The 13,701-nt window shown below is 69.4% G+C and carries 11 protein-coding genes; 8 read left to right on the top strand and 3 right to left on the bottom strand.

Features of this window, described 5'->3' with window-relative positions; translation table 11 throughout:
• Positions 1–21 precede the first annotated feature (21 nt).
• The gene (locus AX676_RS07945; RefSeq protein WP_066483072.1) at positions 22–1,599 is read right to left on the bottom strand and encodes a proton-conducting transporter transmembrane domain-containing protein; all 1,578 of its coding nucleotides are present in this window, start codon (positions 1,597–1,599) and stop codon (positions 22–24) included.
• Between the two features lie 97 nt (positions 1,600–1,696).
• Between AX676_RS07945 and AX676_RS07940 the strand changes: the two genes are divergently transcribed.
• From AX676_RS07940 to nagA, 8 genes are all read left to right on the top strand, one after another.
• Complete coding sequence (locus AX676_RS07940; protein ID WP_066482958.1) at positions 1,697–2,566, top strand: LysR family transcriptional regulator; 870 nt, start codon at positions 1,697–1,699, stop codon at positions 2,564–2,566.
• 71 nt (positions 2,567–2,637) lie between these two features.
• Positions 2,638–5,379, top strand: coding sequence for a TonB-dependent receptor plug domain-containing protein (locus AX676_RS07935; protein ID WP_066482956.1), 2,742 nt, complete (start codon positions 2,638–2,640; stop codon positions 5,377–5,379).
• 54 nt (positions 5,380–5,433) lie between these two features.
• Complete coding sequence (locus tag AX676_RS07930) at positions 5,434–6,999, top strand: sodium:solute symporter (RefSeq protein ID WP_066482954.1); 1,566 nt, start codon at positions 5,434–5,436, stop codon at positions 6,997–6,999.
• Positions 6,992–7,891 carry an N-acetylmuramic acid 6-phosphate etherase gene (locus tag AX676_RS07925; protein ID WP_066482949.1) on the top strand — a complete coding sequence of 300 codons (900 nt, stop codon included), beginning with the start codon at positions 6,992–6,994 and terminating at the stop codon, positions 7,889–7,891. Before AX676_RS07930 ends, AX676_RS07925 begins: the two co-directional genes overlap by 8 nt.
• Entirely contained in the window at positions 7,888–8,628 is a 741-nt protein-coding gene (locus AX676_RS07920; RefSeq protein ID WP_066482948.1) for a GntR family transcriptional regulator, read from the top strand. Before AX676_RS07925 ends, AX676_RS07920 begins: the two co-directional genes overlap by 4 nt.
• On the top strand, positions 8,625–9,704 hold the full coding sequence (locus AX676_RS07915) for an acyltransferase family protein (RefSeq protein ID WP_066482947.1): 1,080 nt from the start codon (positions 8,625–8,627) through the stop codon (positions 9,702–9,704). Before AX676_RS07920 ends, AX676_RS07915 begins: the two co-directional genes overlap by 4 nt.
• Positions 9,705–9,767: 63 nt before the next feature.
• Positions 9,768–10,790: an SIS domain-containing protein gene (locus AX676_RS07910; protein WP_066482946.1), complete on the top strand. Its 1,023-nt coding sequence runs from the start codon at positions 9,768–9,770 to the stop codon at positions 10,788–10,790.
• Entirely contained in the window at positions 10,787–11,929 is a 1,143-nt protein-coding gene (gene nagA / locus AX676_RS07905) for an N-acetylglucosamine-6-phosphate deacetylase (protein WP_066482944.1), read from the top strand. The genes AX676_RS07910 and nagA overlap by 4 nt, the downstream gene beginning before the upstream one ends.
• 48 nt (positions 11,930–11,977) lie before the next feature.
• On the opposite strand, the gene AX676_RS07900 is transcribed toward nagA, so the two are convergent.
• A complete protein-coding gene (locus AX676_RS07900) occupies positions 11,978–12,853 on the bottom strand; it encodes a BadF/BadG/BcrA/BcrD ATPase family protein (protein WP_066482941.1) in 876 nt (291 codons plus the stop codon).
• A 114-nt stretch (positions 12,854–12,967) separates the two neighbouring features.
• Positions 12,968–13,687 carry a FadR/GntR family transcriptional regulator gene (locus AX676_RS07895; protein WP_066483068.1) on the bottom strand — a complete coding sequence of 240 codons (720 nt, stop codon included), beginning with the start codon at positions 13,685–13,687 and terminating at the stop codon, positions 12,968–12,970.
• Between the last annotated feature and the right edge of the window lie 14 nt (positions 13,688–13,701).

Genomic DNA, 13,701 nt, shown 5'->3' with positions numbered 1-13,701 from the left:
ACATCTCCTTATCCTCCATCGTCATTCGGCGGCGCGCATGCGCAGCCGCCAGCCGCCGAGCAGCCGGTCGTGGACCGCATTGGCGTAAAGACCGTTGGCCAGGTGCACGCGCAGCCCCGCAGCGGCCGGGTGATGCGCCCAGAGCGGGAACATCGCCTGGGCGACCGCGACCAGCCCGAAGCTCGCCACCGCGAGCACGATCAGCGTCCATTCGAGCGCGCCCGGCGGCGGGGCGGCGGGCAGGGTGCCCGCCGTCAGGTCGAGCGCCAGCGCGTGCAGCCCGAAATAGGCGAGCGAGGCGATCAGCGCATAGCCGATCATCCGGCGGGTCAGCGGACGCGGTGCCGCATCGGCCAGCCCCTGCGCGAGCAGATAGGCGACGCCGAAGATCAGGATCGCGCCGAGCGCCAGCGCCTGGGGGGATTTGTCGGCAAAGCCGAAGAGCGCGCCGATCGCGGCATAAATGGCGAGCGCGGCCAGAAAGGCGCGGCCGACCGCGCGCGGGCGCGGGACTGCCACCGGGCCGGGTCGGCGCGCCGCCGCAATCCGGTGGACCGCGCCGCCGGACGCCAGGAACGAATGCGCCTTGTACAGCGAATGCGCGACGATGTGCAGCAGCGCGAGCGGGAACAGCGCCAGGCCGCATTGCATGATCATGAAACCCATTTGCGCGACGGTCGACCAGGCCAGCGACGTCTTGACCGCCGGCTGGGTGAGCATCACCAGCCCGCCGAACAGCGCGGTGAAGCCGCCGACCATGACCAGAATGGCAAGCACGCCGGGGGCCAGCAGCATGACGTCGGCGAAGCGGATCAGCAGGAAGCCGCCGGCATTGATCACGCCGGCGTGGAGCAGCGCGGAAACCGGCGTCGGCGCCTCCATCACTTCGGTCAGCCAGCCGTGCAACGGGAACTGCGCCGATTTGAGCATCGCGGCGAGCGCGATCAGCCCGGCGGCCGCGATCGCCCAGCCGCCGCCTTCGCCGCGCGCCGCGGCCGCCGCGATCGCGCCGATGTCGGTTTCGGCATAGGCGCGGATGAGCAGCGCCGCCGCGCCGATCAGTGCGACGTCGGCGGCGCGCGCGGTCACGAACTTCTTGCGCGCCGCGCGGCGCGCGGCGATGCGATCGGGGTAGAACAGCAACAGGCGATGCAGCGCCAGGCTGGTCGCGATCCACGCGAGCACGAGCTGGACCAGATTGCCCGCGGTCACGAGCAGCATGACCATCGCCAGCGTGACGCCCAGCCAGCCCATGAAACGGCCATGCCCGGACTCGCCGTCGAGATAGGTCGCCGCGTAACGCAGCACGACCCAGCCGATGAAGCTGACCAGCATCAGCATCGTCGCGCTGACCACGTCGAGCCGCGCCGACAGGCCGATGCCCTGAGCGCCGGTCAGCGCGCCGAGCGTGCCGGTCGTTGCGCCGTCGCGTGCCAGCATGAAAATGGCCGCGGCGGCGATCGCGATCGTCGCCAGCGCGGCGGCTTCGATCATCCCCAGCACCAGCCGCGAGGGCCGGCCGCGCGCCGCGAAGCCGAACGCCGCCGCAGCGAGGGTCAGCAGCGGTGCGCCGAGAAGGAAGAAGGAAGATGCCGCCATGATCGTCTCCGACAAATTGCTGGCGGCGACCTAGCGCGGGCATGTCGATGATAAAAATTCATTGTAAGCGCCATATCGTTCGATAAAAGCGAACGATATGGCGGAGCTGAACTACAACCATCTGCGCTATTTCTGGGCTGTGGCGCGCGACGGGAACCTGACGCGGTCGGCCGAGCGGCTGAACGTGTCGCAGTCCGCATTGTCGGTGCAGATTCGCAAGCTCGAGGCGCGGCTGGGTCATGCGCTGTTCGAGCGGCGCGGGCGCCAGCTCGTCCTGACCGAGGCGGGGCGGATCGCGCTCGACCATGCCGACGCGATCTTTGCGACGGGCGAGGAGCTGGTGGGGACGCTGCGCGAAGCCGGGCGCACCCGCCACGCGCTGCGGGTCGGCGCGCTCGCCACCTTGTCGCGCAATTTCCAGATCAGTTTCCTGAAGCCGCTGCTGGGGCGCAGCGACATCGAAATCGTGTTGCGATCGGGCAGCATGTCCGAGCTGCTCGTGGCGCTGCAATCGCTCAATCTCGACATGGTGCTGACCAACCTGCCGCCGGCATCGGACGCGCTGACCCCCTTCATCGCGCACAAGGTCGCCGAGCAGCCGGTGAGCCTGGTCGGTGCGCCTGCGCTGCTGGGTGGCGAGCGCGTCGTCGAACGGCTGCTGCGCCGCCATCCCGTCATCCTGCCGACGCTCGACAGCGCGGTGCGCAGCCATGTCGACGCGCTCGCCGACCGGCTCGGCTTGCGGCTCCAGATTGCGGCCGAAGTCGACGATATCGCGATGATGCGTCTGCTTGCGCGCGAAGGCTTCGCACTCGCCGTGCTGCCGCCGATCGCCGTGCGCGACGAGCTGGACGCGGGCATGCTGGTCGAGGCCGACGCGCTGCCCGGGATCAACGAAAGCTTTTACGCGGTGACGGCAGCGCGGCGCTTTCCGAACCCACTCGTCCGCGCGCTGCTGCCGCAATAAGACCGCGCATGCATTCCCCCTTGACAGGCAAATGGTACTAAGGTGGTATGTAACCACTAGGGGAGGAACATATGACCAAAGCCCGGCCCGCACTCCGTCTGTCCGCCGCTGTCGGCGCGATCGGCATCGCCCTGTTCAGCGCATCCTCGGCCATGGCGCAGGACGCGCCGGACCCGGCGGCGCCCGCTGCCGAAGCCGATGATCGCGACGGCGACATCGTCGTCACCGGCACCCGCATCCGCAGCGCCGGGCTGGCATCGACCAGTCCGATCAACACGGTCGACGCCGAACAGATCCAGCTGCTGCGAGCGGTGACGATCGAGGACTTCTCGACCAAGCTGCCCCAGCTCGCCGGCGGCGTGAACTCGACCTCGGTCGGCAGCGACGCTTTTGGCGCACAGACGCTCGATCTGCGCAGCCTGGGCCAGAACCGCACGCTGGTGCTGATCAACGGCACGCGCGCGGTGCCGTTCTCGTTCCGCAACGCCGTTGATGTGAACGCGATTCCGGCACCTTTGCTCAAGCGGGTCGACGTCCTGACCGGCGGCGCTGCCGCCGTCTATGGCGCCGACGCGGTGGCCGGCGTCGTCAACTTCATCATCAATGATGATATCCGCGGGCTTCAGGCGAGCGGCAATTACCGCGCGGTCAGCGACGGCGCGTCGCAGGCCAGCGTCTATGTGAGCGGCGGGCTCGACCTGGGCGGGCGCGGCAGCATCGTCGCCTATTTCGAATACACCGATCGCGATCCGCTGCTCGCCGGTGAGCGGCTGGAAACCCGCACCGGCCCTGCGACCGCGCCGATCGGCGGCAATTTCCGCGATGTCGCCAGCGGCCGGACCTTTTCGTTCGACGCCGCGGGCAATTTCACGCTGACCCCGCAGACGACCGACTACACCTCGCAATTCCTGCTGGTGCAGCCGCTGGAGCGGATCAACGCCAGCGCGTTCTTCAAATACGATCTGACCGACGCGATCCAGGCCTATGGCCGCTTCCTTTATTCGGGCGTCGACACGCGCGGCGGCACGCGCACGGGCCAGAATCCCGCGACGATCGGCGGCGCGGGCGTCAACGTCCAGATCGCTCAGAACAATCCGTTCCTGACCCCGCAGATCCGGTCGCAGCTGACCTTCGTCAACGGCTTTGCGACGGTCAACGTCCAGCGTTCGCTGGGCGAGCTCGGTACCACGGCGGCAATCAACGACCGCGATACGTGGCAGGGCCAGATCGGGCTGCGCGGCGACCTGACCCCCGCCATCCGCTGGGACGCCTACTACCAGATCGGCGAGACGCGCGAGAACATCACCGTCGTCGGCGACGGCCTGCGTGCCAGCTTTGCCGGGCTGGTCAACACGACTGACATTTTCGGGCCGGGGGGTGACTTCACCTCGGTGCTGCGCGACTTCGACTATGGCTCGCGCGTGCGCCGCCAACAGGTCGGGTCGGCCTATGTCTCGGGCGACACCGGCGATTTCTTCAACGGCTGGGCCGGTCCGTTCGGCTTCACCGCCGGCTATGAATATCGGCACGAAAAGGGGCGCTTCAGCTATTCGCCCGACCTCAGCCAGTCGTTCAACCAGGGTGCGGAATCGGCGCCGCCGGTGCCGCCCTTCATCCGGGTGCACGAGCTGTTCGGCGAACTGGTCGTGCCGCTCTTGCGCGACTTCCCGCTGGTCAAGTCGCTGACGGTCGAGGGGGCCTATCGCCGGTCATGGTATACCCGCTCGGTCGGCGAGGACCGGTCCTACGACACCGACAAGCTCGGCCTGAACTGGGTGGTCAGCGACGATCTGCGTCTGCGCGGAACGCGCCAGACGGTCATCCGCGACGCGAATATCGGCGAGTTCGCCAATCCAGTCTTCTCGATCCCGTTTTCCAGCCTGGTCACCGTCGCGCGCCTGTTCCCGCGCTATGGCGGCGATCCTTGCGCGCTGGGCACCGGCAATGTCGAACAGTGCACGCGCCAGGGCTATCGCGGGCCATATGACTCGCGGGCGGCGGCCAATCTGACCGGCGGCTATTTCTTTGGCGGCAACGCCAATATCCGCGCGGAAACCGGCCGGACCTACACGGTCGGCGGCGTGCTGACCCCGCGCTTCCTGCCCGGCCTGTCGCTTGCGGTCGATTATTACAGCATCTCGATCCGCGATGCGGTCGGCCAGATCCAGCCGGTCGATGCGCTGACTAGCTGCTACATCACCGATCCTAGCGCCGACAATCCGCTGTGTCAGGCGGTGTCGCGCGATCCGGTCACCGGCTTTCTGCGCGATGCGTTCGTCGATGACCGCAACCTGGCGCGGATCAAGCAGCAGGGCGTCGACGTCGATTTCCGCTATGCCTTTGCGCTTCCGGCCAGCCTGCCGGGCCGCCAGCTGGCGTTCGGCTATCAGGCCAATTTCGTCACGTCATACAGCATCCAGCGCAACGCCGCGCTGACCCCGGTGAATTGCAAGGGCAGCTATGGCGCGCGCTGCTCATCCGACCTGGTCACGCTCGTTTCGCCCGATTATCGCCACCGCGCGACGGTGACCTGGGATGCCAAGCCATTGACCGTCCAGTTCGGGTGGAAACGGATCGGCGAGGTTCGCGACAGCACCGTGGGCAGCACGGACACGATCGATGCGTTCGACTATTTCGACCTGAACGTCGCGATCCGTCCGCCGACCACTGGGCTGACGATCACGATCGGTGTCGACAACCTGTTCGACAAGCGGCCGCCGACGCCGCGCAACGCAGGTGCGTTCAACACCTATCCCGACACCTACGACATTCTGGGCCGCACCGTCGGCGGGTCGTTGACGCTGACGCTGTAACCGTCCGGTCACGCCGGAACGCCAATCGATCGCCAAGGCCGGAAAGTGACTGACATGCCGTTGCAGTTTGCGCCGATCGACTGGGCGATCCTGGGAGGATATGTCGGCCTGCTCGCGCTGGCCGGCTATCTCGGCACGCGGCGGGGCGTCGGCACGGCGGACGACTATTTCCTGGCGGGGCATTCGGCGCCGGTGTGGCTGGTCGCGGTGTCGGTGTTGTCGACGGTCCAGTCCGCCGCGACCTTTCTGGGGGTGCCGGACTACAGCTTTCGCGGGGATTTCGCCTATCTGGCGGTGACGATCGCGGCGTGGCTGGCGGCGGTGTTCGTCGGCCGGGTGCTGATCCCGCGCTTCTACCGGCTCGACGTGGCGACGGTCTACGAGTTGCTGGAGCGTCGCTACGACGCGGCGGCGCGGCGGGCGGCGGCGGCGATGTATCTGGTCGGGCGCACGCTGGCGAGCGGCGCGCGGCTCTATCTCGCCGCGATCGCGGTCTCGATGATCATGTTCCTCGATATCGCGCCGCACCACATCGTGATCGCGGCGTTCGTGCTGCTGGTCTTCGGGCTGGTCTTCACCTTTTTCGGTGGGCTCAACGCGGTTATCTGGAGCGACCTTGTCCAGGTCGTGCTCTATATCGGCGCGGCGATCACGGTCCTCGTCATCCTGCTGATCAAGATCCCGGCCCCGATCGACCAGATCGTCGCCGCGCTCCACGACGCGCCCGGCGGGGTCGACAAGCTGCGGCTGGTCGACTGGCGGTTCGATCTTTCGGCGCCCTTCTCGATCTGGGCGATCCTCACGGGCCTGGTGCTGCTCAACATCGGCAATTCGGGGCTCGACCAGGATACGACCCAGCGGCTGCTTGCCTGCCGCAATTCGGGCGAGGGCGCGCGCGCGCTCTACGGGTCGATCTATGCCTCGGTGCCGGTCATCGCGCTGTTCCTGGCAATCGGCGCGCTGCTCCATGTCTTCTACGAGCGTCCGGACCTGATGGGCGCGCCCGCCGGTGCGCTGGCCGGGACGTTTCAGGGCGAGCGGATCACCGTGTTCATGGCGTTCATCCTCAGCGAAATCCCGCCCGGCGTACGCGGGCTGGTGACGGTGGGGGTGATCGCCGCCGCCGCGATCAATTCGGGGCTGATCAGCATGTCGTCGGTCGCGATCAACGATTTCTACCGCCCCTGGGCCGAGCGGAACGGGCGGGTGGACGAGGCGCATCTCGTCCGCGCCGGGCGCTGGACGACCGTGCTGCTCGGCTTCGCGCTGTTCGTGACCGCAATCGCGTGCTCCTACTGGCAGCGCGCCACCGATGCGCCGCTGCTCGAATTCGTGCTGGGGGTGATGGCGTTCGCCTATGCCGGGCTGCTCGGCGTCTATTTCACCGCGGTATTCACCACGCGCGGGTCCAGCCTGTCGGTCCGGCTCGCGCTGGTCGCCGGGTTCGTCACCGTGCTCGCGCTCCAGCCGGCGATCGCTGAGTCGATCGGCCTGCCCGCCGCACTCGCGCAGATCGCGTTTCCGTGGCAGCTTTTGATCGGTACCGGCGTCGCGTTCATCGTCTGTCTGTGCGGCAGCCCCGCTGTCGCCACGACCAGGGAAACGACCGTTCATGCGTAAGACCGAAGGCATCGACCCCCGTTTCGTCGAACTCGACAGCTGGCCGACCGCGACCGCGGTGGAGGCGATGCTGGAGGGCCAGCTGAGCGCGGCGGCGGCCGTGCAGGGGCAGGTCGGCGCGATCGCCGCCGCCGCGGACCGCGCCGCCGAACGGCTGGGCAGTGACGGCCGGCTGGTTTTCGCCGGCGCGGGGACCTCCGGCCGCATCGCGGTGCAGGACGGGGTGGAGCTCGGCCCGACCTTTGGCTGGCCGGCCGCGCGCACGGTCTTCCTGCTCGCCGGGGGGATGGATGCGCTGGCGCAAAGCGCGGAGGGCGCGGAGGACGATGGCCCCCGGGCGCGCGCCGATGTCGCCGCGCACCGCATCGGCGCGAACGACGTGATGGTCGGCGTCGCCGCGAGCGGGCGCACCCCCTTCACCATCGCCGCGATCGAGGCGGCGCGCACGGCCGGCGCGCTGACGATCGCGATCGCCAACAATCCGGCGACACCGCTACTGGCCGCTGCCGAGCTTGCCATCACGCTCGATACCGGCGCGGAGACGATCGCGGGGTCGACGCGGATGAAGGCCGGGACCGCGCAGAAGATCGCGCTCAACCTGCTATCGACCGCGATCATGCTCCGGCTCGGCCGGGTCTATCGCGGCCGGATGGTCGACATGGTGATCTCCAACGCCAAGCTGCGCGATCGTGCCGAGCGCATGGTCGGCGACCTGGCCGATGTACCTGTCGATCGCGCGGCGGCCGCGCTCGACAGGGCGGACAACGACATCAAGCTCGGCGTGCTCGTCGCGCGCGGGCTGGACACCGATGCCGCGCGCGCATTGCTCGCCCGCGCCGGCGGCCAGTTGCGCGACGCGATGGCGTTGCTCGACATGGAGCCGGGGCGGTGAGCGCGCGCGCCGATTTCTCCGCGCCGGCCAACACCCCCATCTATCTGCGGCTCGCCGCCGACCTGCGCGACCGCATCGTCACCGGCGAGATCGCGATCGGCGATGCGCTCCCGTCCGAACGCGACCTGTGCGACCTGATGGGCGCATCGCGCGTAACCGTGCGCCGGGCGATCGAGACGCTGATCGACGAGGGGCTGATCGTCCGCCGCCAGGGTTCGGGAACTTATGTCGCCCCGCGCATCCAGGCCCCCAATTCCTATCTCAGCAGCTTCAGCCAGGACGCCCGCGCGCGGGGCGAGAAGACGCAGACCATCTGGATGATGAAGACGCGCGCCAGCGCGTCGGCGGAGGAAGCCGCGATACTGGAGGTCGCGGCGGGCGCGGCGGTGATCCGGCTGGGGCGCGTCCGTCTGGCCGCTGGCGAGCCGCTGGCGATCGAGAATGCGATCGTCCCGGCGCTGTTCCTGCCCGACCTCGAGCAGCTGGGCGATTCGCTTTATGAAACGCTCGAACGCGGCGGTTTCCGCCCGGTCAGCGGGACCCAGCGCATCCGCGCATCGCTCGCCACCTCGACCGAAGCGGGGCTGCTGTCGATGCAGGAGGGCGCCGAGATCCTGAGGATCGAGCGGCTGACGCGGCTGGCCGATGGCCGCGCGGTCGAATTCACCCGCTCCGCCTATCGCGGCGACCGCTACGAATTCGTCAGCGAGCTGCGCGGACCCTACGCGCTGCTGTGACCGATGCGCAGCCCCGGCCGCGCGATCCGTCGATCGACGCGTTCCGCGGCCTGACCGTCCTGCTCATGATCCTCGTCAACCTGCAGGTGCCGGGGATGGGCGCCTGGCCGCTGCTCGTCCACGCGCCCTGGCATGGCCTGACCTTTGCCGACCTCGTCTTTCCCTGGTTCCTGCTGATCGTGGGGATGTCGCTGCCGCTCGCACTCGATGGTCGCGCAGTGGGGTTCGGCGCGATCGGGCGGCGTGCGCTGCTGTTGTTCGTGATCGGGCTGGCGCTCGCCTGGCTGATCCGGCCGACCCTCGATCCCGCGCAGTTTCGCTGGATGGGGGTGCTGCAGCGCATCGCGATCGTCTATCTCGCCTGCGCGCTGATCGTCCGCGGCACAGCCGGCCGGCGCGCGCCGGCGATCGTCGCGGCGCTGTGCCTGATCGGGCACGCGGTGCTGCTGGGCCTACCGCCGCCGGGCGGCGCGGCATCGCTCGCGCGCGGGATGGGAATGGCCGGGTGGCTCGATCGCGCCGTCCTTCCTGGTCGGCTCTATCCCCCCGGCTTCGATCCCGAAGGCGTGCTGTCGACGCTGGGCGCGATCGCGACCGGGCTGATCGGCGCGGCAGTGATGCGGGGGCCGGGGCTGGCGTCACGGACCGGCCGGGCAGCGACGATCGGCGTGCTGATGCTGCTTGCGGGCGGTGCAGTCGCATGGCTGAGCGGCCAGCCAGTCAACAAGCCGCTCTGGACCCCCGCCTTCGTCCTGGTGACGGCCGGACTGGGCCTGCTGGTCTGGCGCGCGTTGCGGGCCGGATGGCGCTGGATCGGTAACACGGGGGTTGGCCGCGTGCTGGCGCTCGCCGGCCGCGCTGCGCTGACCGTCTATGTCGTCCACACCCTGCTGATCGCGCTGTTCGTGCGCCGCCTGGCGGGGGAGGCGCGGCTGTGGGAGCTGGCCGGCGACGCGCTGGTCGGCACCGGCCTCGGCGCGGCCAACGCCTCGCTGGTCTTCGCGCTGGCGGGCACGATCCTGAGCCTCGCAATCACCGCGGCGCTGGCGCGGCGCGGCTGGACGCTGCGGGTGTGAATCGCGCTTGCCGAAACTGGTATTAAACAGGTATTGCCTCCGTACCCTCCCCGCGAGTTTCTCATGCCCCTGCCTGCCGAGACCCTGATGTTCGCCGAAGCCGCCGCCGCCGGTGCGGCCGTTGCGCGCCAGGGCGAGGCGGTTGAGCCGGCACTGGCCGCGCTGGTCGACCGGCTGCGCGCGCTCGATCCGCCGCTGGCCTTCACCTGCGCGCGCGGCAGTTCGGACCATGCCGCCACCTATGCCAAGTTCATGTTCGAAACCCGGCTGGGATTGCCGACGGTGTCGCAGCACCCCTCGCTGGCGTCGGTCTACGGCGATCCGGCGAAGGGCGCGCGTGGCTCCGCCTTTTTTGCGATCTCGCAATCGGGGCGCAGTCCCGACCTGATCGCGGCGACGCGCGCGGCGCACCGCGCGGGTGCGCTGGTGACCGCTTTGGTCAATGATCCCGCCGCGCCGCTCGCCGACGAGGCGGACAGCGTGATGCCGCTCACCGCCGGGCCGGAGCGCAGCGTCGCCGCGACCAAGAGCTATATCGCCACGCTGGCGCTCATCGCGCGACTGGTCGCGGCGTGGACGGCGGACCGCGAGCTGACGGATGCGCTCGCGGCGCTGCCCGACGCGCTGGCCGTCGCGTGGCAGGCCGACTGGAGCGAGGCGCTGGCCCCGCTCGCGGGCGCACGCAGCCTGTTCGTGCTCGGCCGCGGCTCGACGCTCGCCATCGCGCAGGAAGCCGCGCTCAAGCTCAAGGAGACCTGTGCCCTCCATGCCGAGGCGTTCAGCATCGCGGAGGTTGCGCACGGCCCGATGACGCTGGTCGAGCCGGGCTTTCCAGTGCTGGTCTTTCCCCCGCACGATGTCGACCGTGCGCTGATCCGCCCGGTGCTCGACACGCTCGAGGCGGCGGGGGCGCGGCTGCTGATCGCGGGCGAGGGCGCGCTGCCGATGACGGGCGATCCGCATCCCGCGCTTGCCCCGATCGTGATGATCCAGAGCTTTTACCGGCTGGCCAATGCCGTCGCACTGGCGCGCGGGCGCAACCCCGATCAGCCGCCGCTGCTCAACAAGGTGACGCTGACGCGATGAACGGGCGGACGCGACTGACCGGCGCGCGCATCCTGACGCCGCGCGGCTGGCTGGATGATCATGCGGTGGTGATCGATGGTGGCCGGATCACCGCGCTGCTGCCCGCGACGGTGGCGCGGGACGGGCGGGAGGTGCGGCTCGACGGTGGCCTGCTCGTGCCGGGCTTCATCGATGTCCAGGTCAATGGCGGCGGCGGGGTCCTGTTCAACGACCAGCCAACGGTCGAGGGTGTGGCGGCGATCGGCGCGGCGCATCGCGCCTTCGGCACGACCGGGTTCCTGCCGACGCTGATCAGCGATACGCTGGACACCGTCGCGCGCGCGATTGCCGCGGTCGATGCCGCGATGGCGCGGGGGGTGCCGGGCGTACTCGGCATCCATATCGAAGGCCCGTTCCTCAACCCCGAGCGGCACGGAATTCACGACCCCGCGCATTTCCGTACCCTCGATGCTGATGCGATCGCGTTGCTCGCCTCGCTCGAACGCGGGGTGACGATGGTCACAATCGCGCCCGAACGCGCCCCGCCGGGCGCGATCGCGGCACTTTGCGAACGCGCCGTGATCGTCATGGCGGGGCACAGCGCCGCCGACTATGCGACGATGCAGGCGGCGAAGCAGGCCGGGCTGCGCGGTGTCACGCATCTGTTCAACGCAATGAGCCAGCTTCAGTCGCGCGAGCCCGGGATCGTCGGCGCGACGCTCGACCTCGGGCTCCACGCCGGGGTGATCGCCGACGGCCACCATGTCCACCCCGCCGCGCTGCGCGTCGCGCATCGGGTGCTGGGCTGCGAACGGATGCTGCTCGTCACCGACGCGATGCCGACGGTCGGGTGGGACCGCGACCGCTTCCGGCTGGGCGAAACCGAGATCATCGCGCGCGACGGCGCGCTGCGCGACGCCGCGGGGACCTTGGCGGGATCGCATCTCGACATGGCGGGGGCGGTGCGCAATGCAGCCGCGATGCTCGGCGTGCCGCTGGCGGATGCGTGTGCGATGGCATCGGCGACGCCCGCCGAGCTGATCGGGCTGGGCCGCAGCCATGGCCGGATCGCGCCGGGAATGGTCGCCGACCTGGTGCATCTCGACGAGGAGCTGACCGTCCGCGCGACATGGATCGGCGGCGAGACCGGCATGGACTGAGGCGCGGGGCGGGAAAACGGTGTCGATGCTGCGTCGGCGCAGCGGGCTTCAGGCGTGCAGCGCGACGGGTCCGCCGGCAAAGATGATCGCGCCGTCCACCGCATCGCCCATCGGTTCGACCAGCCGGTCGACGACGCGCGCGCGCAGCCACGGCTTGATCCGCTGGGCAACGCCGCCCATCAGCGCGCAGCGGATCGCGCCTTCGGCGACGATCGTCTCGATGAACCGTTCGACATGCTGCGCAGCATCGCGAATGATCGACAGCGCGATCTCGTCGCCATTTTCGGCGAAGTCGAACACCATCGGTGCCAGCTGCGCGTAATCGCCCGGCGTCGCATCGTCCATCCAGGCGATCACGTTGGGAATGGCATTGCCGAACTGTTGGGTCACTGCCTGGCTGAGCGGGGTGGGGCGGGTGCGCCCGTCGAGCGCGCGCAGCGCGTGGCGGATCGCGCTCAGCCCCAGCGCGGCACCGCTGCCCTCGTCGGAGATCGGGAAGCCGTAGCCGCCGATCGAATACATGTCCTCGCCCCGACGGATCATCGCCACGCTGCCCGTGCCCAGGATCAGGATGGCCCCGTCGCCGCCGCGATGCGCGCCCAGATTGGCGATCACCGAATCGCTGGTCAGCGCGACGCTGGCGAACGGCCAGTCGAGCGCCTGGATGCGCGGCTTCATGCCCGCGCGCGTGATGCCGGCGATGCCCATGCCGGCGCGGATTGCGGCAACCGCGGCACCGTCCAGCCCCGCTTCGGCGATCGCCTGTCCGGTCGCGTCGCTGATCGCGGCGAACAGCCGGTCGATCCCGACATGCGTGTTGGCTGGTCCGCCCGTGCCATTGCCCAGCACCCGGCCATCGGCGTCGCACAGCCGGGCGCGACAGCGCGTGCCGCCCGCGTCGATGCCCAGATAGAATGGCTTCATGCAGGTCACTCCGCTGCCCGACCAACCGGCCAAATCGCCAAATTGGTATTAGGGTGGTATTATCGGAGTCGATCGCGTCGATCAATGCCGGATTGGTGCGGTCGGGGTGGCCCGTCAGGCTGGCGCGCCGTCGATCAGGTCGACGACGTCGGTGATGATCGTGCGCATCCGTTCCGCCGCCTCCCGCGGGTCGCGCGCGACGATGGCGTCGCGCACCGCGGCATGCGCGGGCACGCTGGCGGTGCGCCCCTTGATCCGGTTGGTGAAGCGGATCGAGGTGCGCAGCGCGGTCTCGACCAGCCGGCGGAACTGCGCGAAAAACGGATTGCCCGACGCGTTCAGCACCGCGATGTGAAAGGCGATGTCGGCATCGAGCGTATCGTCCTCGCCGCGTTCGGCGGCTTCCATCCGTGCGATTCCCCGGTTGATCCGCTCAAGCTCGGCCGCGCCCGCCGCCTGCGCCGCCAGCGCCGCCGCCGCCGGCTCGATCGCGACGCGCAGCTCGCTGAACTGGCGCAACAGCGTCAGCGACAATTTGCGATCGAGCAGCCAGTCGAGCACGTCGGGATCGAGCAGGTTCCACGCCGAGCTGGGCCGGATCACGGTGCCCTGGCGCGGGCGCGCGGACAAAAGCCCCTTCGCCGTCAGCATCTTGACCGCCTCGCGCGTGACCGAGCGGCTGACACCGTAGCGTTTCGCGAGGTCGGATTCGGTCGGAAAGGGTGCGTCGTCGAATGCGCCGGTCACGATTTCGCGCCCCAGCCGGTCGAGCATGCCATGCGTCAGGTTGCGGCCGAGCGACATCCGCCGGTCAAGTCCGTTGTCCCCGTCCATCATGAGTCGCGCCA

This window comes from Sphingomonas sp. CCH21-G11 (assembly GCF_001555965.1).
Taxonomy (GTDB): domain Bacteria; phylum Pseudomonadota; class Alphaproteobacteria; order Sphingomonadales; family Sphingomonadaceae; genus Sphingomonas.
The sequence above is the reverse complement of the archived record's forward strand: the minus strand, read 5'-3'. Positions and strand labels throughout refer to the sequence as shown.